At 64.9% G+C, this 21,503-nt stretch carries 19 protein-coding genes and 1 pseudogene; 14 read left to right on the forward strand and 6 right to left on the reverse strand.

Going from position 1 to position 21,503, the window contains the following annotated elements; genetic code table 11:
• Position 1: 1 nt before the first annotated feature.
• The 3 genes from AB4Y73_RS13880 to AB4Y73_RS13890 all read right to left on the reverse strand — a co-directional run bounded on the left by AB4Y73_RS13880 (position 2) and on the right by AB4Y73_RS13890 (position 1,869).
• Positions 2-742: a GntR family transcriptional regulator gene (locus AB4Y73_RS13880; RefSeq protein WP_441872455.1), complete on the reverse strand. Its 741-nt coding sequence runs from the start codon at positions 740-742 to the stop codon at positions 2-4.
• A 286-nt stretch (positions 743-1,028) separates the two neighbouring features.
• Positions 1,029-1,511 carry an SRPBCC family protein gene (locus tag AB4Y73_RS13885; RefSeq protein WP_441872456.1) on the reverse strand — a complete coding sequence of 161 codons (483 nt, stop codon included), beginning with the start codon at positions 1,509-1,511 and terminating at the stop codon, positions 1,029-1,031.
• Positions 1,512-1,527: 16 nt separating this feature from the next.
• On the reverse strand, positions 1,528-1,869 hold the full coding sequence (locus AB4Y73_RS13890; RefSeq protein WP_441872457.1) for an ArsR/SmtB family transcription factor: 342 nt from the start codon (positions 1,867-1,869) through the stop codon (positions 1,528-1,530).
• Positions 1,870-2,060: 191 nt separating this feature from the next.
• Between AB4Y73_RS13890 and AB4Y73_RS13895 the strand changes: the two genes are divergently transcribed.
• Positions 2,061-2,531, forward strand: coding sequence for a polyketide cyclase / dehydrase and lipid transport (locus tag AB4Y73_RS13895; RefSeq protein WP_441872458.1), 471 nt, complete (start codon positions 2,061-2,063; stop codon positions 2,529-2,531).
• 9 nt (positions 2,532-2,540) lie between these two features.
• The gene (locus tag AB4Y73_RS13900; RefSeq protein WP_441872459.1) at positions 2,541-3,707 is read left to right on the forward strand and encodes an LOG family protein; all 1,167 of its coding nucleotides are present in this window, start codon (positions 2,541-2,543) and stop codon (positions 3,705-3,707) included.
• Here AB4Y73_RS13900 and AB4Y73_RS13905 read toward each other — a convergent pair.
• Entirely contained in the window at positions 3,704-4,846 is a 1,143-nt protein-coding gene (locus AB4Y73_RS13905; RefSeq protein WP_441872460.1) for a VIT1/CCC1 transporter family protein, read from the reverse strand. The two genes, AB4Y73_RS13900 and AB4Y73_RS13905, sit on opposite strands and share 4 nt — an antisense overlap.
• Before the next feature lie 256 nt (positions 4,847-5,102).
• On the opposite strand from AB4Y73_RS13905, the gene AB4Y73_RS13910 reads away from it, so the two are divergent.
• Together AB4Y73_RS13910 and AB4Y73_RS13915 are read left to right on the forward strand one after the other, a co-directional pair.
• Positions 5,103-5,327 carry a hypothetical protein gene (locus AB4Y73_RS13910; protein WP_441872462.1) on the forward strand — a complete coding sequence of 75 codons (225 nt, stop codon included), beginning with the start codon at positions 5,103-5,105 and terminating at the stop codon, positions 5,325-5,327.
• Positions 5,328-5,455: 128 nt separating this feature from the next.
• On the forward strand, positions 5,456-6,031 hold the full coding sequence (locus tag AB4Y73_RS13915; protein WP_441872464.1) for a helix-turn-helix domain-containing protein: 576 nt from the start codon (positions 5,456-5,458) through the stop codon (positions 6,029-6,031).
• 132 nt (positions 6,032-6,163) lie between these two features.
• On the opposite strand, the gene AB4Y73_RS13920 is transcribed toward AB4Y73_RS13915, so the two are convergent.
• Positions 6,164-6,988, reverse strand: a complete 825-nt coding sequence (locus AB4Y73_RS13920; protein ID WP_441872465.1) for a DUF559 domain-containing protein — start codon at positions 6,986-6,988, stop codon at positions 6,164-6,166.
• Between the two features lie 330 nt (positions 6,989-7,318).
• Here AB4Y73_RS13920 and speB point away from each other — a divergent pair, with 330 nt between their 5' ends.
• The 10 genes from speB to AB4Y73_RS13970 all read left to right on the forward strand — a co-directional run bounded on the left by speB (position 7,319) and on the right by AB4Y73_RS13970 (position 20,729).
• Positions 7,319-8,386 carry an agmatinase gene (gene speB / locus AB4Y73_RS13925; RefSeq protein ID WP_441872466.1) on the forward strand — a complete coding sequence of 356 codons (1,068 nt, stop codon included), beginning with the start codon at positions 7,319-7,321 and terminating at the stop codon, positions 8,384-8,386.
• 2 nt (positions 8,387-8,388) lie between these two features.
• Positions 8,389-10,137, forward strand: coding sequence for a thiamine pyrophosphate-binding protein (locus AB4Y73_RS13930; protein ID WP_441872467.1), 1,749 nt, complete (start codon positions 8,389-8,391; stop codon positions 10,135-10,137).
• A 150-nt stretch (positions 10,138-10,287) separates the two neighbouring features.
• Positions 10,288-10,770 carry a MarR family winged helix-turn-helix transcriptional regulator gene (locus tag AB4Y73_RS13935; RefSeq protein WP_441872468.1) on the forward strand — a complete coding sequence of 161 codons (483 nt, stop codon included), beginning with the start codon at positions 10,288-10,290 and terminating at the stop codon, positions 10,768-10,770.
• Between the two features lies 1 nt (position 10,771).
• Positions 10,772-12,373: an MFS transporter gene (locus AB4Y73_RS13940; protein ID WP_441872469.1), complete on the forward strand. Its 1,602-nt coding sequence runs from the start codon at positions 10,772-10,774 to the stop codon at positions 12,371-12,373.
• 151 nt (positions 12,374-12,524) lie between these two features.
• Complete coding sequence (locus tag AB4Y73_RS13945; RefSeq protein ID WP_441872470.1) at positions 12,525-14,258, forward strand: ABC transporter ATP-binding protein; 1,734 nt, start codon at positions 12,525-12,527, stop codon at positions 14,256-14,258.
• Complete coding sequence (locus AB4Y73_RS13950; protein ID WP_441872471.1) at positions 14,255-16,330, forward strand: ABC transporter ATP-binding protein; 2,076 nt, start codon at positions 14,255-14,257, stop codon at positions 16,328-16,330. Before AB4Y73_RS13945 ends, AB4Y73_RS13950 begins: the two co-directional genes overlap by 4 nt.
• Before the next feature lie 50 nt (positions 16,331-16,380).
• The gene (locus AB4Y73_RS13955; RefSeq protein ID WP_441872472.1) at positions 16,381-16,797 is read left to right on the forward strand and encodes an acyl-CoA thioesterase; all 417 of its coding nucleotides are present in this window, start codon (positions 16,381-16,383) and stop codon (positions 16,795-16,797) included.
• A gap of 60 nt (positions 16,798-16,857) precedes the next feature.
• Positions 16,858-17,097: a PLDc N-terminal domain-containing protein gene (locus AB4Y73_RS13960; protein WP_441872473.1), complete on the forward strand. Its 240-nt coding sequence runs from the start codon at positions 16,858-16,860 to the stop codon at positions 17,095-17,097.
• A gap of 73 nt (positions 17,098-17,170) precedes the next feature.
• Positions 17,171-19,405 carry an McrB family protein gene (locus tag AB4Y73_RS13965; RefSeq protein WP_441872474.1) on the forward strand — a complete coding sequence of 745 codons (2,235 nt, stop codon included), beginning with the start codon at positions 17,171-17,173 and terminating at the stop codon, positions 19,403-19,405.
• 130 nt (positions 19,406-19,535) lie between these two features.
• Positions 19,536-20,729 (forward strand): 5-methylcytosine restriction system specificity protein McrC, encoded by a 1,194-nt coding sequence (locus tag AB4Y73_RS13970; protein ID WP_441872481.1) that lies wholly within the window; start codon positions 19,536-19,538, stop codon positions 20,727-20,729.
• Between the two features lie 11 nt (positions 20,730-20,740).
• Here AB4Y73_RS13970 and AB4Y73_RS13975 read toward each other — a convergent pair.
• Positions 20,741-21,452: pseudogene (locus tag AB4Y73_RS13975) on the reverse strand (IS5 family transposase).
• Between the last annotated feature and the right edge of the window lie 51 nt (positions 21,453-21,503).

Here is a 21,503-nt window from a genome sequence, read left to right on the forward strand (position 1 = left end):
GTTAGCGCTGTACGAGTGTCATTTCGAAGCTGTAGGAATCGGCGCGGTACACATGGTGGCCCGTCTCGACCCGGCGGCCGGTATCGTCCACGGCGGTGCGTTCCATGGTCACCAGGGCGGAATTAACGTCCGTCTCGAGCAGGGGCGCCTGGTAGTCGTTGGCGATCATCGCGCCGATCCGTTGCGTGGCCAGGCGAAAATTGACGCCGCCCCGGCGCAGGATCGCGTAGAGGCCCTCGGCCGCCAGCATAGCCTCATCCATGGCGGCGATGTCATCGCGGACCCAGTTTTCCATCAGCGCCAGCGGTTGGCCGCCCACCTTGCGCAGGCGCGTGAAGTGGTAGACCTTGGAGCCGGCAGGCAGTTGAAGTGTGGCGAGTGTGGGGGCGTCCGCCTCCATGTGGGAAAAGCTCAGCACCTGTGTGGTGGGCTTCTTCCCGTTGTTGGTCAGGTCATCGAACAGGCTGGAGAGCTCCAAGGGGCGGCGGACCTGGCTGGACACCACCTGCGTTCCCACGCCACGCTTTCGGACCAGCAGGCCGGAGCGGACCAGTTCGTCCATGGCCTTGCGCATGGTGGGCCGGGAGAGGTTCAACTGGGCCGCAAGGTCGATTTCGTTGTCCAGGCGGCTGCCGGGTTCCAGGACGCCGCTGTGAATGGCGGCCTCGATCCCTTGGACAACCTGGTGGTACAAGGGCACGGGGGAGGAGCGGTCGATGGTCAGGCCAAGTTGATTCGCCACTGAATATTCCCCGTGTTCCAGGCCCCACGCCGGGCCGTCCAACAACAGGACGTGCCGAGTATGTCACCCTTTGTTCTTTTGATAGGACATGCTTCCTTTTCTTGATATTAGCAGGCGTCCAGCCAAGGTCAAGGGTGGCAAATCGCCTCATCGGTGGCGAAGCCGCTGCAAAGCAATGTCCTGACGTCAGACCAGGGATGGATTCCTTTTGGCGGTTTCCCGCACACGACGGCGGACGGTCACCATCCCCGGGAAGGTGAGCATCCGCCGTCGAACTTTTCCCGTCCTAGACCTTCGCCCCGCTGAGCAGCTCGTCGAGTCGCTCGTAGCCTTCGGTCATGCCGCCTTCCATGCCGGACTGCGCCATGCCGTCGCGGGCTTCCAGGCTGGGGTAGACGGAGTGGCCGCGCAGCCGGGTCCGGCCGTTACCGAGGTCCTCGAACGTCATAAACTCGAGGCTGACCACGTCCGGATAGCCGCCGAACTCAAAGGTCTGGATGGCGAATTCGTTTTCCCGGACCGTGTGGAAGACGCCGCTGAACTCGTAGGCCACGCCGTCCGGCCCGGTGTGCAGGTAGCTGTACGTGCCGCCGGTGCGGAAATCATAGTGGTCGATGTCCATCTTCAGTCCCCTGGGGCCGAGCCACTGGACAATCAGGTCCGGTTCCTTGTGGGCGCGGAAGACATCCGCAACGGGGAAATCGAACTCGCGTTCGTAGTCGATAAACGGGACGCCTTCCGGAACGCTGAGTTTCAGGGAATTGCTCATGATGACTCCTTGGAAGTTAGCCGCCGCTGTCCGCGGCGCTTGATCTAAGTACGGCGTCGAGGCTGCGGAACTGCCCTTCGCGGACCAACCGGTACTGGTCGATCCACGCTGTGAGCGCCTCAAGCCGTGCGGGGTTCAGGTGTACGGGCCGTCGCTGTGCATCTCTGGTCCGGGTGACCAGTTGCGCTTGCTCGAGAACCTGGATGTGTTTCGAGACCGCCTGCTTGGAGATCTCGAAAGGTTCCGCCAGTTCATTCACGGTGGCCGGGCCCCGGCTGAGCCGGGCGATGATGCTCCTCCGTACGGGATCGGCCAGGGCCATAAAAGCCGAGTCCAGGGTGCTGTCGTCGGAACTCATCTTGGGGCCTTCCTAACTTCATCAAACAGGTAATCAACCTCTTCATTGATCAACCTATTGATTGATTACTAATCTATGCCTGACAGGGCCTCCGGTCAAGGGTCTGCCGTTCCATTGAGACGGGATTTTCCCCCGTGACGGTGCTTGTCCCGGGGAAGAGTAAGCTCACCGCGCCCGGCTAGGCTGGGGGAATGAATAACCGTTACCTGGTGTCCCGTGAGAGATTCATCCCCGCAGCACCGGAAGCGATCTTCGAGGTGCTGGCCACTCCGGCGCTGCATAGCGTGATCGACGGCTCCGGCACCGTGAAGGGTGCCCAGCCGCGCGGACCCGAGCGGCTCGAACTCGGAGCCCGCTTCGGCATGGAAATGAACATGAAAGTGGACTACAAAATCCTCAACACGGTCTGCGAATTTGAGGAAGGGCGGCGCATTGCCTGGCGCCACTTCTACGGCCACATCTGGCGCTACGTCCTCGAACCGGCAACCGACGCCGACGGCAGGGCCGGGACGCGTGTCACCGAACAGTGGGATGCCAGGGCAGTCCGGGGCAAGTTCTTTCTCCGGCTGGCAGGCTACCTGCGCCGCCACCCGGCCAGCATCGAGAAGACCCTGCTCAGGCTGGAGCAGCACGTCACGGGCGCTGCCGGACTGGCACGCTAGGTCCCCGGCATGAACCCTGCCGGAGGGCTGGTGCCCAGCCCCCGGACCCTTGAAGTCGAAAGCCTTGAGAGCTTCGACCGACTGGTCGCCGCCGGTGCCGTGGCAATGCGCGGCTGGCACGCCCAGTCCCTTGATCTGCGGGGCCGGACGGGAGCGCTCGAAAGAATGGATGTGGAAGGCGCAATCTTCCTCGGCTGCACCTTCGATATGGACGTGGAAGAAGGACTTCGGCGCCGCGGTGCCCTGATTTTCCCCAAGCTTCAGGGTGTGCCGTTCGATCCGTATAGGGCCGCGCTTTACACGCCCCAGGAACTTTACGCCGGGCTGGAACACGCGCCGTATGAGGAACTCCCTGACGCCCTCGTATATCACTGGAGCATCCGTCCCGGGCAGCGGCACCGGCTGGACGCCACCTTGGCCTCGGCGCTGCACGATCACGCTATCGGCGACGCGCTGGACGAATTCATGCGGTCGGATCTCCGCGCCGGGCAGACCACCGTGGGTGTGATGGGCGGGCACACAGCCCGGCGGGGAACGGTGGAATTCGCGCAGGCTGCAGAACTGGGCAGGCTCCTCGCCCAAACCGGCCGGCTGGTGGCAACAGGCGGCGGTCCGGGGGCCATGGAGGCCGCAAACCTGGGCGCCTACCTCAGCCGGATTCCCCATGCTGAGTTCCAAGACGTGCTGGCCGGACTTGGAACCATACCCGGCTTCCGGCCCTCAGTGTCCGCATGGGCACGCGAGGCAGCCGCCGTCGTCGAACGTTATCCGAACGGAACCCCCTCGCTGGGTGTCCCCACCTGGTTCTACGGGCATGAGCCGCCCAACTACTTCGCTACCCACATCGCCAAGTACTTCGCGAATTCCATCCGCGAGGCGATCCTGTTGGAACTTTGCGACGGCGGAGTCATCTTCCTTCCGGGAGCGGCCGGTACGGTGCAGGAAATCTTCCAGGACGCCTGCGAAAACTACTACAGTGCCCGGGAAGCAGTGACGCCCATGGTGCTGGTTGGCAGGCGCCACTGGGAGCAGGAATTACCGGCGTGGCCGATGCTGCACAAACTCGCTACAGGCCGGCCCATGGCGGACCGGATCTTCCTGGTGGACAGTGTGGCTGACGCGCTCGCGGTGCTGGGGATTAGCGGGGGTACTGGCGGACTGACCAGCGTGCGCTAGCCCACCACGGTGCCGAAGGCGAGTCCCAGCACGTAGGTCACGGCGGCGGCCCCGAGGCCAATGCCAAGCTGACGCAGGCCGCGGCTCAGGGGCGACGTCCCGGACAGCAGCCCAACAATTCCGCCGGTCACCAGCAGCGCCAGTCCCACGAGCACGCCGGCCACTGCCAGTGCCGTCAGTCCGGTCAGGCCGAACAGGAACGGCAGGATGGGGACCACGGCGCCGGAAGCGAAGAAGCAGAAGCTGGAGAGGGTCGCGCCCCACGCGGTACCCACAGCTTCGTGCTGGTCTTCTGTCTCGGGAAGTTCGGGCTGGAGGGACAGGCTGGGATCGCAGTCGCAGCTGAGCAGGCCCATGCGTTCGGCAACGCGGTGCTCTGCTGCTTCGCGGGACATGCCGCGCGCCAAATAGACGAGCAGGAGCTCGTTGTGTTCCAGGTCCAGCTTCGGGGCCGCGGCGAGCGTGATCTGGGTGGGCCGGGTTGCTGCCAGCAGCTCCCGCTGGGAGCGCACGGACACGAACTCGCCCGCCGCCATGGACATGGCACCGGCCAGGAGTCCGGCGATGCCGCTGAGGAGCACCACGCCGCTCGCTACGCCGGATGCGGCCATGCCCACCACGAGCGAGAGGTTGCTGACCAGTCCGTCGTTGGCGCCGAAGACGGCGGCCCGGAAGGTCCCGGCGAGCCGGTTGCGGCCACGGGTGGCCAGGCCGCGGACCACTTCCTCGTGGATCTGTTCGTCTGCGGCCATGGCGTCAGTGGCGTTGGGATCCTTGGCGTAGGGGGAGCGGCCTTCGGCGCGCTGGGCCAGGGCCAGGACAAATACGGATCCGAAGTGGCGGGCCAAAAAGCCCAGGAGCTGGCTGCGGAGGGACGCCGGCCGGGACTTGTGCGCGTGCTCACCGAGGAGCTGGAGCCAGTGTGCCTCGTGCCGGCCTTCCGCTTCGGCCAGGGCCAGAAGGATATCGCGCTCTTCACCCTCGCGGTTCTGCGCCAGATCGCGGTAGACAGCGGCCTCTGCACGTTCGTCCGCCAGATACTGCCGCCACCGGCGGAGGTCGGCCGGGGTGGGCTCGCCGGCTGCCGGGGACGCTTCGGCCGACGGCTGGGCCTGGTTTGAATGGGCGTGGTGAGACACGGAAACTCCTGTGCTGGATAGGGCATGGTTCGGCCCCATTGCAGAGCCAGCTTAGCGCGTAATTCCGCGGATTTTCGGCTGGCTGACCTCACTGAAGAGTTTCGGTTTCCCTTAAAATTTGCCCCTGCGCGGCCGCTCCTGGAGTGATTCCACAAGCCCTTGACCGGGCTGACGGGCGGTGCTCTGATGAAGGTGTGCGGAGCCCAGTGGCACCCACGAGAATGAGCACGTCAGGCGATCAAACGGAGGTTGAATCATGAACACCGCCGGACCCCAACCGGACATGCCGCACCTTGAAGCAGTAGAAGCGGATCCCGCGTACGACTATGCCGAGGATGTCCCCATCAGTGAAGAGGAATGGGACGCCGAAGACGAATTCCTGGACGCCGAAGAAGCCGTGGTCCCCAAGGCCCCGGTGGAACTGGACGCCGAGGAGCGCGTGGTTCCCCTGGACGATGACGAATTCCGCGAAACTGAATAGAACGGACGACGGCGGCACTTTCGGTTTTGTTGATACGGAACCGGAAGTGCCGCCGTCGTGCGCCTACTGTAGTTCACTAGGATTGCTCCAGAGATGGGGCCGGACCGCCGGCCACGAAAGGTCCGCACATGAAGGCACTGCCAGTAGAGCCGAGCAACATTCCGGTGGCCATCGGGTCCAGAATCCGTGCCGCCCGGCAGTCGCAGCGTCTGACCATCGAACAGGTTGCGGACGCCACCGGCCTGACCAAGGGTTTCCTCAGCCGCGTGGAACGGGACCTCACCTCTCCCTCCGTGGCCTCGCTGGTGACCTTGTGCCAGGTCCTGTCCATCTCCATCGGCGAACTTTTCGCTGCCCCCGAAACGCACCTGACCAGGCGGGATGAAGGTCCCCGGATCTCCCTGGGTGGCGAAGGCATCGTAGAGCGGCTGCTGACTGCCCGGTCCGAACGCCGCATCCAGATCATCCAGGCCGTTATTGGGCCGCACGGCCGGGGCGAAGCGGAACTTTATGCAGTGGACTGCGATGTCGATGTGCTGCATGTGATCAGAGGCCGTATCCGCCTGGTCATGACGAATGAGGAATTCGAACTCACCTCGGGCGACACCGTGACCTTCCCCGGCCGCGAACCCCACACGTGGGTCAATCCGACCGACGAGCCGGTGGAGGTTCTGTGGGTCCTCGTTCCGGCCGCAAGTCGCTAGGGGGCGAACCCAGGGAGACGTGCGTTCCTGCCCAGTTTGTTGCCGGCGCTTCGGGCAATGGCCTGGGTTGGCGCGCGGTGACAACGGATTCAAGGGGGCTGCGCTGAGGTAACTGGGCAGGAACGCACGTGGTCACTTCTGAACCTCCCGCTTTGCCTCGAGCACAGCCGTGATTTCCGCCAACACTTGCTCCGGATGGAACCAGATGTGCTCCGGCATGTAGCGCAGGACCGCGAAGCCTTGGACTGTTGACATGTTGTTCCGGCGGCGGTCGCGCAGCATGTCAGACCGTTTTGAATGGAACGCGAACCCGTCGATTTCTACGATCAGGAAGTCATCCAAGAGGAAGTCCACTCGGCCTATGCCTGGAAGCTGCACTTGGGGTTCGAAGTCGATGCCGTTGCACCGGAAGAGATGCTGCGCATCGACTTCCACGATGGACTCCGCGCGCAGATCCAGCTCCTGCAGCGCCCGTCGGGTCGGCGCCGACCGGTCCCCGCCCAGTTGGTATCGGAGCAGATCGAGCGGCACGCCGTGCAGCCGAATTGCCGAGGTGGCCATGGCGGTGGATGACGGAGGTGCAAGGCATCCGAGCGCATGTAATGCAACGTCTTCCACTGCAGCGACGGGCAGGACCGGATGGCCGTCGAAACGGACGGTACGGTGCCGAATGAAGCCGCTGCCATGGCCGTGATTGCAGGCAAGATGCAATTGGGTCGGAGGGGTCCGGAGCCACAGCCCGTAGTGTCGGGCCGCGCTGGCGCAGGTCAGGCGTCCGTTGTGGCAGACGGCGCCTGCAAGCTCCGGGTCGCAGCCCGGTGCGAGGAAGATTCCCCGCCGTGGCTGTGTGGCGCCGCGGCCCACCAGGTGTCCAATGTCGCGGCGTGAGTATCCGGCGCTGAGTAGCTGGGCCGTTCTGGCTGCCCCCAGCTGTTGAAGGTGTTCGAAAATGTCCATGGAGTCATTGGATGCTCCCCGGGCTGTCATCGGGGAGACCCGATGGACCGTATGTGGATAGCCTCAAGCGCGGGGTTTGTACCTTCCAGCCCGCTTTCTCGTTCCGTCGGGGCTCGGTGAGCGCCGCATAGCCCGGGATTCCGGCAACGTGACCCGCAGGCCCCGGCTAAAACCGAAGGCAACTGGGCTGGAGCGCGCGGGGTGCGCTGACAGGGCCAAACAAGCCGCTAACTTGACCCCAGATGGGCCGATCTTTGTAAACAACTGATGCGCATAAGGCAACTCGGGTCTATGATGGCTGTCATAGACCAATCCTTGAAGGAGCCCGCCGTGAAAGAGCTGCGCATCGAAGCCAACGGGAACCTCGGCCCCATCGATTCTGCCCGCATTCCGCGGTACGCCGGCGCCGCCACGTACGCCCGGCTGCCGCGCCTGGACCAGGTGGCCAACGCCGACGTCACGGTGGTGGGTGTGCCCTTCGACTCCGGCGTCTCGTACCGGCCCGGCGCCCGCTTCGGCGCCAACCACGTCCGGGAGGCCAGCCGTCTGTTGCGTCCCTATAATCCGGCCTGGGACGTCAGCCCGTTCGAAAACGTGCAGGTGGCCGACGCCGGCGACATGGCGGTCAACCCGTTCAACATCAACGAAGCCATCGAAACCATCCAGCAGAACGCCCTGGACCTGACGGCTGCCGGGAGCAAGCTGGTGACGCTCGGCGGGGACCACACCATCGCGCTGCCCCTCCTCCGCGCAGCAGCCGAACGGGCGGGTGGGCCCGTCGCTATGCTGCACTTCGACGCGCACCTGGACACTTGGGATACCTACTTTGGCGCAGCCTATACGCACGGAACCCCGTTCCGCCGGGCTGTTGAAGAAGGCATCTTGGACACTGAGGCCATCAGCCACATCGGCACGCGCGGGCCGCTCTACGGCAAGAAGGATCTCGACGACGATCACCGCTTTGGGTTCGGCATCGTCACCTCCGCCGACGTCTACTACCAGGGCGTCCTGGAGACTGTGGCCAAGGTGCGCGACCGGATCGGCAACCGCCCGCTGTACATCTCCGTAGACATCGACGTTCTGGATCCGGCGCACGCCCCCGGCACCGGAACCCCTGAAGCCGGCGGCATCACCAGCCGTGAGCTCCTGGAAATCATCCGCGGGCTCCGCGGCCTGAACCTGGTGGGCGCCGACGTCGTCGAAGTGGCACCAGCCTACGACCACGCCGAAATAACGGGGGTGGCAGCGAGCCATGTGGCGTATGAGCTGATCACCCTCATGGCGGACAATGCTGTGGAGGGCGACCGTTTCGGCGCCGCCAACGGCTACGCCGCCCAGTCCCTCGGCCGGGAAGTCCGCCAACCCGCCGGCTTCGCAGCCGCCACGAAGGAGCCATGAGAATGACTGATTTCGACGCCCGCGCAGCCGCTGCCACCGGCACAACAACTGCCACCGCAGAGGACGACACGCGAACCGGACAGCGCAACGGCGGGGACCTCGTCGTCGAAACCCTTGAAGCCCTCGGTGCCAAGACCGTCTTTGGTATTCCGGGCCAGCACGCGCTGGGCCTGTTTGATGCCATGGGCCGCGGCAACCTGCATTTTGTGTCTTCCCGGGTGGAGAACAACTCGGCGTTTGCTGCTGACGGCTACGCCCGGGCCACCGGGCAGGTTGGCGTGCTGTTCCTGTCCACCGGCCCGGGTGCGCTCACATCCCTCGCCGGTCTGCAGGAAGCCTACGCCACCGGCGTGCCCATGGTGGTGGTGGCCAGCCAGATCCCCCTCGAGGGCCTTGGCGCCCGGCGCAAGGGCATGCTGCACCAGCTCGATGACCAGAAGGCTTCGGCCGCGAACGTCACCAAGAGCCAGCGCCTGATCCAGCATGCGTCCGGCATCCCGTCGGCCATCCAGGACGCCTGGACTGAGGCCATCTCCTCGCCGCAGGGCCCGGTGTGGCTGGAGATTCCGCAGAACGTGCTGCTGGATCCCATCATGGTCCCGCCGGTGGAGGACGCGCTCGCCGCCGCCGCGGACAACCCCCCGCGGGTGGAGCTGATCCGCGAGGCCGTGAGGTGGCTGTCTACGGCGGAACGTCCCGCCATCATCGCCGGCGGAGGTACGCGGCGCGGCCGGGCCGAAAAGTCCCTGCTGTCAATCGCGGAAAAGCTGCGGGCGCCGGTGATCTGTACTCCGGGCGGCAACGGCGCGTTCCCCTGGAACCATGAGCTGTCGCTGCAGTCCTGGATCGAGGACCGGTACATGACCGACGTCCTGGAGGATGCCGACGTCCTGATCGTGATCGGCTCGTCCCTGGGGGAGGTTACGTCCAACTACTTCACCTTCGAGCCCCGCGGCCGAATCATCCAGATCGACGCCGAACCGCGGGTGCTCGAGTCCAACCGTCCGGGTCTGGGCATCCGGGCCGACGCCGGCCAGGCGCTCGCCGCCCTCGACGAAGCCCTGGGCGCATCCGTCGGAAGCGGCGCCGCCGAAGCGTACCGGAACTGGCACGGCGTCACCCCCGAAGTGCTGGTCAAGGAGTCCCTCGCCAAGGTGCGTGCCCGGCTGGAATCACAGGACCTGGCCAAGGAGCTGAAGTTCATGGCCGATATCCGCGAGGCAGTCCCGGCGGGCATGCAGACTTTTTGGGACATGACCATCGCCGCCTATTGGGGCTGGAGCTGCTGGGACGCCAGGGAAGGCCAGTTCCACTCCGCCCAGGGCGCGGGCGGCCTCGGCTATGGCTTCCCAGCAGCCATCGGCGCGGCCGTGGGCCTGGAAACGGCGGGCAAGCCCGCTGCTTCCTCGCGAGTCCTCGCTGTCTCCGGTGACGGATCGTCCATGTACTCCATCTCCGAACTCGCCACTGCCAAACAGCACAACGTCCCGGTCACCTGGCTGATCGTGGACGACGGCGGCTACGGCATCCTGCGTGAATACATGGTTGGGGCGTTTGGCAAGGCTACGGCCACCGAGCTTGCCCGCCCGGACTTCGTCAAGCTCGCCGAAGCGTTTGGGGTACCGGCCACGCGCGTGGCACCGGAGGACGTGGGGGACGCGCTCAAGGCAGGCTTCGAGGCCGACGGACCCAACGTCGTCGTCGTCGAAACGCTCCTCAAAATGTTCGCGCCCACGCACGTGGACATCTAGACCGCACCGAAAGCTTCTTCTATTCAGAGCAAAAAACATTCCTGAGGCCCCCTGTCCGCGGACAGGGGGCCTCACCGGTCTCGGTTAGTTTCCCAAAGCAACCAATCTCGGATATAGTTGCTTCAGGCAAACAACTGAGGAGTACTTATCATGGCAGTCGCGCCGGACACCGCAGCGGATCTGGTCTACCGTATTTTCGACCTCCAACGTGTGGTCCGTTGCGTAGCTGCGGCGGGCTTCCGCGGGCAGGATACCGGCGTGGCGCTGCAGGGAGTGCTCCGGTTCGTGGGGGAGGGGGAGTCGCGCGCCACGCACCTCGCGGAGCGTCTCGGCGTCAGCGCCCCCGTCCTCAGCCGCCACATCGCGGACCTTGAAGAGCAGGGCTACGTGGTCCGGCGGCAGGATCCCGACGACGGCCGGGCCCAGTTGGTTGCCCTTTCGGCTGCAGGTGTCGTGAAGCTTCGGCAGATCGAGGAACACCGCACAGCCACCCTGCAGGGATACCTCAGCGACTGGAGCCAGGAAGATGCCGAAGATACGGCCCGAATCCTGACCCGGCTCTCCGAATCCCTCAAACAATCAGCCCGGGCAACGGCGGCCGGTCCCATCACTACGCCTTTTCAGGAGCACTGATATGTCAAGCCAGCCACCCGCCGCACCACCCTTGGCGATGACCCACCGCCAGATCATGGAAGCCCTTACCGGGCTCCTCGCTGCGTTCTTCACGGCCATCCTCAGCAGCACCATCGTGGCCAACGCACTCCCCACCATCATGTCCGATCTCCACGGCACCCAGACGGACTTCGCCTGGGTGATCACGGCCGCGCTCCTGGCGAACGCGGTCACCACTCCCATCTGGGGCAAACTGGCCGACCTCTTCAACAAGAAGATCCTGGTCCAGCTGAGCATTGTCATCTTCGTGGCCGGCTCCGTAATGGCCGGGCTCTCCGAAACCATCCCGCTGCTGCTCACCGCACGCGTCATCCAGGGCGTAGCCATGGGTGGACTCACAGCCCTGGCCCAAGCCATCATCGGCACCATGATCCCGCCGCGGGACCGCGGCAAATACTCCGGTTACATGGGCGGCGTCATGGCTGTCGGCACTGCCGGCGGCCCGCTGCTCGGCGGATTCATCGTGGACAGCCCGCTGGGCTGGCGCTGGACGTTCTTCGTCTGCGTGCCGCTCGCCGTCGTCGCCCTCATCCTCCTGCAGGTCACCCTGAAGATCCAGCACGTCAGGCGCCCCGCCAAGATCGACTGGCTCGGCTCCATCCTGCTGACCTCCGGCGTCAGCCTCCTCCTGATCTGGGTTTCCTTCGCTGGCAACCCCGCTTACTACGACTGGGTTTCCTGGCAGTCGGCCGCCATGGTGGGCGGCGGCGTCGTGCTGCTTGCCCTGTTGGTGCTCGTCGAATCCAAGGTGGAGCAGCCCATCATTCCGTTGAAGATCATCTCCGAACGCACCACCGCCCTGGCCATCCTCGCCTCCGTGGCAGTGGGCATCGCGATGTTCGGTTCCACCACCTTCCTCGGCCAGTACTTCCAGGTTGCCCGCGGCGCCACCCCCACCGAAGCCGGGCTCCTGACCCTTCCGATGATCGCCGGGAACCTGACGGGCTCGGTTGTTTCAGGCCTGCTGATCAGCCGCACCGGAAAATGGAAGCGCTACCTGATCGGCGGTTCCATCCTGCTGATCGGCGGCCTGGGCCTCGCAGGCACCATGGACCACACCACCGAACTCTGGCAGGCCGGGATCTTCACGGCCATCCTCGGCGTCGGCCTGGGTATGCTGATGCAGAACCTCGTGCTGGCCGTCCAGAACACCGTCCGCGCTTCGGACATCGGCACGGCCAGCGCGTCCGTGGCATTCTTCCGCTCAGTGGGCGGGGCCATCGGCGTCGCCGTGCTGGGCGCAGTGCTCAGCAACCGGGTCACCCAACTCGCCACCCAAGGCCTGGCCGCGGCCGGCATCCCGGTGACCGGCGGTTCGGCCGGGGCCTCCATGGACCTTGTGGACATGCCCGCACCTGTCCGCGAGATCATGCGCGCCGCGTACGGCGATGCCACCGCCGAGGTCTTCCTGATCTCAGCCGTGGTGGCCGTGGTGGCACTCATCTCGGTCCTGTTCATCAAGGAACGCCCGCTGCGGCGCACCGTGGACATCCAGCCCGCCGCCCCGTCGACGGCAGAGGATGCTGAACGCGCGACGCCGGAACTCGCCAAATCGGGGCACTGATCACTGTCCGCATACCTCTTGAGGATGATTTTGCCCGGGCGTATTTCGCCCGGGCAGCGGATTTCGTACAGTAGGTAGGCTAATAATGTCAGCCTCTGCTGCTAGTACTTATCTCACCATTTCGCGCTCTCTCCCTTAAGGACCCGTGGGCATGCTCCTCACCCTGATACGGCGCTACTCCAAGCCGTATACGCCGTACATCGTGGCCGTGATTGTTTTCCAGCTGGCGTCCACGATTGCAGCGCTTTACCTGCCCAGCCTCAATGCCCAGATCATCGATGAAGGCGTTTCCCGCGGAGACACCGACTTCATCTGGCGGACCGGAGCCGTCATGCTGCTGGTTGCCCTGGTCCAGGTGGGCACCGCCATTGCCGGGGTGTACTACGGCTCCAAAACTGCCATGGCCGTGGGCCGGGACCTTCGCCGCGGGGTGTTCCGCAAGGTCACCAGTTTCTCCGCCAAGGACGTGAACACCTTCGGCGCCCCCACGCTCATCACCCGGGGCACGAACGACGTCCAGCAGGTCCAGATGCTGGTGCTGATGGGCCTGAACTTCATGGTGGCCACGCCCATCATGTGCATCGGCGGCATCATCATGGCCCTCCGCGAGGATCTGAGCCTGTCCTGGCTGGTGTGGGTGTCCGTACCGGTGCTGCTGGTGGTGGTGGGCTACCTGGTGGTCCGGCTGATGCCACTCTTCCGCACAATGCAGAAGAAGATTGACCGCATCAACGCCGTCCTGCGTGAGCAGATTATCGGCATCCGGGTGGTCCGCGCCTTTGTCCGCGAACCCTTTGAAACCGGGCGCTTCGGTGTGGCCAACAAGGACCTGACCGATGTTTCCCTGAAGATCGGCGCCCTTTTTGTGCTGATGTTCCCGGCCATCGGCATGATCCTGCACCTGTCCACTGCCGCGGTCCTGTGGTTCGGCGGCCAGCGGGTGGACTCCGGCGACATGCAGGTGGGCGCCCTGACCGCCTTCCTGCAGTACCTGCTGCAGATCCTGATGGCCGTCATGATGGGCACTTTTATGGCCATGATGATCCCGCGCGCCTCGGTTTGCGCGGACCGCATCGGTGAAGTGCTCGACGTGGAACCCTCCATCCACGATCCCGAACGTCCCGAAACACCCGCCGCCCTCGCGGGGGTAGTGGAATACCGGAACGTCACCTTTGCCTACCCCGGTGCCGAATCGCCGGTGCTGAGCAACATCAGCTTCACTGCCAGGCCGGGCGAGACCGTGGCCATCATCGGGTCCACGGGTGCAGGCAAGACCTCCCTGCTGTCCCTGCTTCCACGCCTGTACGACATCGCCGAGGGTGAGGTCCTGCTGGACGGCGTCTCGGTGAGCAACCTGGACCGGGCCGAGATCACCAAACGCGTTGCCCTGGTCCCGCAGCGGCCCTATCTCTTCTCCGGCACCATCGAGCACAACCTGCGTTTCGGCAAGACCGAAGCCACCGACCAGGAGTTGTGGGATGCGCTGCACATCGCCCAGGGCGAGGACTTTGTCCGGGCGAAAAAGAACGGCCTCAGCTCCCGCATCGCGCAAGGCGGCACCAACGTCTCCGGCGGCCAGCGGCAGCGGCTGTGCATCGCCCGCGCCCTGGTCACCAAGCCCAAGGTGTTCCTCTTTGACGACTCCTTCTCGGCCCTGGACGTGGCCACGGACGCCAGGCTCCGCGCCGCGCTTAAACGGACCACCGCCGATGCCACCGTGATCATCGTGGCCCAGCGCATCACCACCATCACGGATGCCGACCAGATCCTCGTCCTGGACAACGGCAGGATCGTTGACCGCGGAACGCATGCGGAGCTCCTGGAAACCTCGCCCACCTACCAGGAAATTGTTGAATCCCAGCTGAGCGTGGAGGAAATGGCATGAGCGCCGTAAAGAAGGACTCGACACCGGCCGGGAACCAAGGCGCGGACGTAACCCCGGGCGCCGCGGCAACCCCGGAAAGCCTCTTGGAGGATGACGAATTCTTCGAGGAGGAATTCAAGCCAACCGAGGCCGACGGCGATATGTTCGGCGGCATGCCGGCCAAGAAGGCTGAGCACTTCTGGCCGTCTGCCAAAAGGTTGATGGGGCTCCTGAAACCGGAAGCTATGGGCATCTTCGCCGTGGTGGCACTGGTTGTCGTCTCGGTGGTCCTGAACGTCATCGCCCCCAAGATCCTGGGCCAGGCCATGGACGTGATCTTCGGCGGCGTGGTGGGCAAACAGCTGCCCGCCGGCGCCAGCAAGGAACAGTTTGTTGAAGGGCTCCGCCAGCAGGGCCAGGACAACTTCGCGGACATGATCGCGAAGATGGAACTGGTGCCGGGCACCGGAATCAACTTCCAAAAGTTGTCCGTCCTGATCGCGATCGTGCTGCTGATGTACTTCGTGGCCAACATCTTCCTGTGGCTGCAGGGCTACGTGCTGAACCGCATCGTCATGAAGGTGATCCGCAGGCTCCGTGACGATACCGAAAAGAAGCTGAACCGGCTCCCGCTGAACTACTTCGACACCCGCCAGCGCGGCGACGTGCTCTCCCGGGTGACGAACGACGTCGACAACGTCCAGCAGGCGTTGCAGCAGGCCTTCGCGCAGCTGATCAGTTCCCTCCTGACGGTCATCGGCATTGTCATCATGATGTTCATCGTGTCCTGGCAGCTCGCCCTGATCGCCCTGATCGCGCTTCCGTTGTCAGGTGTTGCCGCCGGGCTGATCGGTTCGCGCAGCCAGAAGCTCTTCGCCGCCCAATGGAAGAACACGGGTGAGCTGAACGGCCAGATCGAGGAGTCCTTCTCCGGTCACGACCTGGTCCGGGTCTTCGGCCGCGACGCCGACATGCTGGAACGCTTTGAAGAGCGGAACGAGGCCCTTTACAAGGCCAGCTTCGGGGCCCAGTTCGTTTCCGGCATGATCTTCCCGGTGATGCAGTTCGTTTCCTACCTCAGCTATGTTGGCATCGCCGTGGTGGGCGGGCTGCGGGTGGCGTCGGGCTCGATGTCCCTGGGTGACGCGACGGCGTTCATCCAGTACTCACGCGAGTTCACCCAGCCGCTGGGGCAGATGGCGGGCATGGCCAACATGCTCCAGTCCGGCGTGGCCTCGTCCGAGCGGGTGTTTGAATTTCTCGACGCCGATGAGCAGGATGCCGAGACCGCCACCGATCACCTGCCGGCCAAGACCGACGGGCACGTGGAGTTCCAGGACGTCACGTTCAGCTACACCGAAGACAAGAAGCTCATCGAAAACCTTTCCTTCACGGCCCAGCCCGGGCACACGGTGGCCATCGTCGGCCCCACCGGCGCGGGCAAGACCACCCTGGTTAACCTGGTGATGCGCTTCTATGAGCTCAACTCCGGGGCCATCACCTTGGACGGCGTGGACATCACCAAGCTGAGCCGCTCCGAGCTGCGGTCCAAGGTGGGCATGGTGCTCCAGGATGCCTGGCTGTTCGGCGGCTCCATCTACGACAACATCCGCTACGGCAACCTTGACGCCACTGAGGACCAGGTCATGGCGGCGGCGAAGGCAACGTTCGTGGACCGCTTTGTGCGCGCCCTGCCGGATGGGTACGACACCGTGATCGATGAGGAGGGCAACAACGTCAGTGCCGGTGAGAAGCAGCTCATCACCATCGCTCGGGCGTTCGTGGCCAACCCGTCGCTGCTCATCCTCGATGAAGCCACCAGCTCCGTGGACACCCGCACCGAACTGCTGGTCCAGAAAGCCATGGCGGCGCTCCGGACGGACCGCACGAGCTTTGTGATCGCCCACCGGCTTTCCACCATCCGCGATGCCGACACCATCCTGGTGATGGAGAACGGCAAGATCGTGGAGCAGGGCAACCACAAGGTACTGCTGGCAGCCGAAGGCGCCTACTACCGCCTGTACATGTCGCAGTTCGCCGGTTCCGACGTGGAGGAAACCGTGGTGGACGATTCGACGGCGGTGCACAGCTGAGCGCGAACGGTAGCGCGTATGAACCCCGGCGCATCGAGGTCCTGGTCCCGATGCGCTGGGGCGATATGGACGCCTACGGACACATCAACAACGTCCAGATCGTCCGGATCATGGAGGAAGCCCGGATTGCTGCGTTCGGGCCGCCGCGGGGTACCGGCCTGCCGGGCATCGAGCCCGAAGTCGGACTCTTCAATGAGGTCCCGGACGGCACCCTGGCCCTCGTGGTGGACCACAAGATCCGTTACGTCAAGACGCTCGAATACCGCAACGTCCCGGCCGTGGTCCAGGTGTGGATCGGCGCCATAAAAGGCGCCAGCTTCGACATTCACTATGTGGTGCAGGACCCGGTGACCCGCGAGGACTGCGTCCGGGCCAGCAGCCACCTCGCGTTCGTTGACGAGGCCTCCGGGCGCGTCCTGCGTCTGACACCCGAGCAAAAGGAACGGATGGCGCCGTTCACTTTTTGACCCGTTGCACGGGCGCGGTGCACACCCGACACTGTGTATATCCACTAAGGAGAGATGACCATGGCCAAGAAAACCAAAAAGACCTGGAAAGAGATGTCGCCGGCGGCACGGGCAGGATTCGTGGCGGCGGGGATAGTGCAGGTGGCGCTGATGCTGGCTGCCCAGCGGGATATCAGCAGGCGCCCGGCAGCCGAAATCAACGGGCCCAAGGCAGCCTGGCGGGCGGCTGCCCTCATCAATTTCATCGGGCCGATGGGCTACTTCATTCTTGGGCGCAAGCGCCCCGGTGCAAATTCCTAGGACGCGCCGGCAAGATCGGCGAGGGCGGGGACCTAGGAGCAGGCACCCAGCTTGAGCCTGTAAATTTGAACATATGACCCCGCCTCCCAAGACTGCAATGCACCGCGCCCTCGGCGTCTCCAAGGAGATCGAGGAGGCCGCGTGGTTTGTACTCGGTCCGGGCCTGCAGGGCAAGCCCTCGGCCTTGGACGGCAGGACCCTTACCTGGACGGCGGACGCTGCGGCCGAGCTGCTGGCACGCCTGGAACAAGGGGTGGCGGATGCCAAGGCGCCCATGATGACCAATCTCCGGCAGAACCTCGAGGGCGCCTCACGCGAGGCCAAACAGCTCGCCGTGGAACTGCTTTTCCTGCAGTCCCTGCCGCTGGCCCACGAGGTGAAGTCGCTCAAGGTCAAGCGCGCCCGCGTGGCCGAAGCAGCTTCCTGGCTGGAGCCTGAACTGGAACTGCCCCAGGAACTGTACATGGGCATGACGGACCACGGTGTGATCAGGGACCGCACCGCCGAATTCAACTGGACCATCTGGGACCACCTGAAGTGGCTCTGCCGCTTCGTGCAGCACGTGGACCAGCAGGTCCCGGCGGCCATCAACAAGGCGCTGAAGGACCCCCTGAAGTTCCACGAGCTGGCTGCCGGCACGCCGGAGGACCAGCCTGCCATCCGGCGCAGCATCGAGTACCTTGCGTGGCCCAGCTATTTTGAACCGGTAGTGGCCGATGTTGAACGCCGGGAAATCCGTGATGCCTTTGCTTCCCTGGTGGGGGGCGCCAACGGCGACTCGGACGAGGACATCACCGCAGACATCCACCGCATCCGTCTGCACCTGGACGAACAGGCCGGGCAGCGCATCGATTGGTACGCGCGCCAGCTCGTGAGTCAGTGGCGCAAGGTCGGGGACCCCGGCCGCCGCGCGTGGTTGCTGCGTACCCACAGCGACAACGCCGAGCTCCTCGCCGCGTGGCACGAGGAGGAAAAAGTGACGCTCGACGTCGAACATCTCCGCCACCTCGACCCCGGCGTAACTGCGGGTCTGGTCCAGCACGCCGTAGACGAGGACTACAAGCACTTGGGCTACGTGGAGCGGGAGGACACCAAGACCGCCGTCTTCGCCTTCCTGACCGTCATGAAACCCGGCGACCTTGTGCTGTACCAGAACTCGGGCACGGTACGGCTTGGCGTGGTGCTCGGTGAACCTGAGCACAATGAGGACAACCGCCAGATGCGGCGCAAGGTCCGCTGGCTCGACGACGAAGGGCACCCCATGGGCGAACTTCCCCGTCACGTGCAGCGCCAGCTGGCCACCGCCGGCATCATTGTGGACGTCACCAAGGTGGTGCAGGCGCTGCAGGCGCTCGTTCCCGGCGAGGCGGAACCGGACGACGACGACCCCGCCACAGCCGCCGTCGAAGTCGTCCCGGTGCAGGAGGGCTTCCGCCCGCTGAGCCGCGACTTCGCCGATTCCCTCCACATGGACCTCGAACCGCTCCAGGAGATCGCGGAACTGTTGGAGGAGAACCGTCAGCTGGTTCTCTACGGCCCGCCGGGAACCGGCAAGACATACCTCGCCAAGCACCTCGCCGCGGAGCTCGCACAGGACAGCACGGACGAACGGGTGAAGCTGGTGCAGTTTCACCCGTCCTACGCGTATGAGGACTTCTTCGAAGGCTACCGGCCGGATAAAACCGACGAGGGCCAGGTGTCCTTCAAGCTCGTGGCGGGCCCGCTGCGCCGGTTGGCCGAAGAAGCAGCGAAGCCCGGAAACGAAAAGAAACCGTACTTCCTGATCATCGACGAGATGAACCGCGCCAACCTGGCCAAGGTGTTCGGTGAGCTGTACTTCCTGCTCGAGTACCGTGACGACAGGATCTACCTGCAGTACAGCCCCAACGAGCCGTTCACGCTGCCGGACAACCTGTACATCATCGGCACCATGAACACCGCAGACCGGTCCATCGCCATGATGGATGCCGCCATCCGCCGCCGGTTCGCGTTCATCGAGCTGCACCCGCAGACCGAACCGGTCAAAGGCTCGCTGCTGCGCTTCCTGCAGGCGCGGCAACTCGATACCACCCCGGCGCTGCTGCTCGATGCGCTGAACGCGGCCATTGACGAGTGGGACCGGGACCTGATGATCGGCCCTTCGTACTTCATGAAACCGGCAGCTCAGACCCCGGCCGGGCTGCGCCGGATCTGGAAGTACGAGCTGATGCCGCTGCTGGAAGAGCACTACCACGGACAGCTGACCCGGGCGCAGCTGGAGGAGCGGTTCGGGCTGGAACCGCTGCTGGGACGCCTTGCGGCCAGCTAAGGGGCTGCCGGCCGATGCCGGGCCGGCCCAGGGCAACCCGGCCAAGCTCCGGCCGACCAAGCCGCTGCCGGCTAAGCCCAGGCAGGCCCCGGCGCATGGCACCCCGGCGAAGGGGAGCAGGCACCTGGTCCTGGACGAGCTGTCGGGCGGCGTTGTGGAACGGCTCGATGCCGCCAGCGCCGCATTCCTGAACTCGAGCGGCCTGGCTAAGGCCTCGCCGATGGGCATGGGCCTCTACCGGATCGAGCCGGTGGGCAAGGTGGGGTCGGTCCGTACGGCCACCATGCAGCTGGATGTCCGGCCCAAGGACCGGCTGGGCCTGAGCCGGCTGCTCTTCCTTCTCAGCTATGCCGGCAACCAAGGCTTCCGGGCAGACTCGGTGTCCGCTGTCGAGGACCGCGAACTCTGGAGTGCGCTGGCGGAGTCGTTGGCACAGTCGGCGGAGCGTGCCTTGGGCCGCGGAGTGCTGCAGGGCTACCTGACCGTGGACGAGTCACTCCGCACGGTCAAGGGTCGCATCCGGATTTCGGACCAGATTTCCCGGCGCCCGGGCATGCTGGTGCCGCTGGAGGTGTCCTACGACGAGTTCACCGAGGACATTGCCGAAAACCGGATCCTGCGCGCGGCACTGGAACGCATGGGCCAGGTCCCGCGGGTCCGGCCTGAGGTCCTGAGCCGCTTGCGCCAGCTCAAGGGAAAGCTCGACGCCGTCACCCGGCTTCCGGCCGGCGCACCGCTGCCGCCGTGGACACCGAGCAGGATGAACGTCCGCTACCACTCAGTGCTGCGCCTGGCCGGGCTGATCCTCCGGAACGCGTCGGCCGAAGCCGGCGAGGGCAAGCAGCAGACCGCATCGTTCGTGGTGGACATGGCGCAGGTGTTTGAGGACTTCGTGGGCGCGGCGCTCCGCGAGGCCATGGCGGTGTATCCGGGGGAGACGCGGCTGCAGTACAACGCGCTCCTCAGCGAGGCCGTCCGCGATGCTGACAGGCTCTCGGTCCGACCGGATGCCGTGCACGTGCTGGACGGCCGCCCCGTGGTGGTCTATAACGCCAAGTACAAGGCCGCTGCGGATCTCGGCGCATCCCTCACCGCCGACCACTACCAGATGCTGGCCCACTGCACTGCCCTTGGCGTGCCGACGGCCTGGCTCGTCTACGCGGGTGCCGGCGAGATGAAGCTGCGGCGGATACTCAACACCGATATCGACATCGTGGAGTTTCCGCTGGATCTGTCGCTGCCGCCGTCGGACATTCTTGCCGCGGTGGCGGAGCTGGCACGGCAGTCCTGGGGTGAAGCGGTCCGCACCTCAATGGGCGGCTAGGGCGTGTCTCCTTATTGACGTAGCCAGATCAGGACTGAGTAGAGAGCGACCCCGGACCGATAGGTGATGGCGAGCTTGTCGTACCGGGTGGCGATGCTGCGCCATTGCTTGAAGATGTTGAAGGACTGCTCGACGACGGACCGGGGGCGGGTTCGGGCCCGCCCCTTACCGGGGCGCGGGACGCTGATGGCGTCCATGACGTGCGGGAACATCCGCGAATCTGAACCCTGACCCGGTCCGAGGAGGAAGGCCAGGGGCCGGCCTTTCCCGTCGCAGGCGTGATGGATCTTCGTGCCCAGTCCGCCCCGGGAGCGGCCGACGGCGTGGTCCTCAGGCTCAGCCCATAGTTTCTTGTAATTCAGCGGGTCCCCCTGTGTTGCGGGGTAGGTTCGTTCCGTGCTGGTGGGCGCGGTTGATCGTCGAGTCCACTGACACCGTCCAGTCGATCTCTCCGGCGGTGTCGGCTTCGGACAGCAGCACGGCGTGGATCCGATCCCAGATCCCGTCTGCTGCAAAGCGGCGGTGGCGCTTCCACACCGTCTGCCACGGGCCGAATTGCTCTGGCAGGTCCCGCCAGGCAATCCCGCACCGATACCGGTACGCGATGCCCTCCACGACCTGCCGGTGGTTCCGGAACGGACGCCCGCGTTGGCCGTCAGAGCTGGGCAGCAACGGCTCAACGCGGGCCCACTGATCATCAGTAAAAACTTGAAAACGAGACACGCCGCCAAGTTTTCCAGTCAGCGATCAACCGATTTGGGAGACACGCCCTAG

This window comes from Pseudarthrobacter sp. TAF60_1, from assembly GCF_052113505.1.
Classification (GTDB): domain Bacteria; phylum Actinomycetota; class Actinomycetes; order Actinomycetales; family Micrococcaceae; genus Arthrobacter.

What these genes read in the sequence shown, in the direction of transcription:
- AB4Y73_RS13890 (WP_441872457.1), bottom strand. Translation starts at nt 1,869, where the DNA reads ATGAGTTCCGACGACAGCACCCTGGACTCGGCTTTTATGGCCCTGGCC.
- AB4Y73_RS13885 (WP_441872456.1), bottom strand. Translation starts at nt 1,511, where the DNA reads ATGAGCAATTCCCTGAAACTCAGCGTTCCGGAAGGCGTCCCGTTTATC.
- AB4Y73_RS13955 (WP_441872472.1), top strand. Translation starts at nt 16,381, where the DNA reads ATGCGCTGGGGCGATATGGACGCCTACGGACACATCAACAACGTCCAG.
- AB4Y73_RS13940 (WP_441872469.1), top strand. Translation starts at nt 10,772, where the DNA reads ATGTCAAGCCAGCCACCCGCCGCACCACCCTTGGCGATGACCCACCGC.
- AB4Y73_RS13960 (WP_441872473.1), top strand. Translation starts at nt 16,858, where the DNA reads ATGGCCAAGAAAACCAAAAAGACCTGGAAAGAGATGTCGCCGGCGGCA.
- AB4Y73_RS13945 (WP_441872470.1), top strand. Translation starts at nt 12,525, where the DNA reads ATGCTCCTCACCCTGATACGGCGCTACTCCAAGCCGTATACGCCGTAC.
- AB4Y73_RS13965 (WP_441872474.1), top strand. Translation starts at nt 17,171, where the DNA reads ATGACCCCGCCTCCCAAGACTGCAATGCACCGCGCCCTCGGCGTCTCC.
- AB4Y73_RS13930 (WP_441872467.1), top strand. Translation starts at nt 8,389, where the DNA reads ATGACTGATTTCGACGCCCGCGCAGCCGCTGCCACCGGCACAACAACT.
- AB4Y73_RS13920 (WP_441872465.1), bottom strand. Translation starts at nt 6,988, where the DNA reads ATGGACATTTTCGAACACCTTCAACAGCTGGGGGCAGCCAGAACGGCC.
- AB4Y73_RS13895 (WP_441872458.1), top strand. Translation starts at nt 2,061, where the DNA reads ATGAATAACCGTTACCTGGTGTCCCGTGAGAGATTCATCCCCGCAGCA.
- AB4Y73_RS13910 (WP_441872462.1), top strand. Translation starts at nt 5,103, where the DNA reads ATGAACACCGCCGGACCCCAACCGGACATGCCGCACCTTGAAGCAGTA.
- AB4Y73_RS13900 (WP_441872459.1), top strand. Translation starts at nt 2,541, where the DNA reads ATGAACCCTGCCGGAGGGCTGGTGCCCAGCCCCCGGACCCTTGAAGTC.
- AB4Y73_RS13915 (WP_441872464.1), top strand. Translation starts at nt 5,456, where the DNA reads ATGAAGGCACTGCCAGTAGAGCCGAGCAACATTCCGGTGGCCATCGGG.
- AB4Y73_RS13935 (WP_441872468.1), top strand. Translation starts at nt 10,288, where the DNA reads ATGGCAGTCGCGCCGGACACCGCAGCGGATCTGGTCTACCGTATTTTC.
- AB4Y73_RS13950 (WP_441872471.1), top strand. Translation starts at nt 14,255, where the DNA reads ATGAGCGCCGTAAAGAAGGACTCGACACCGGCCGGGAACCAAGGCGCG.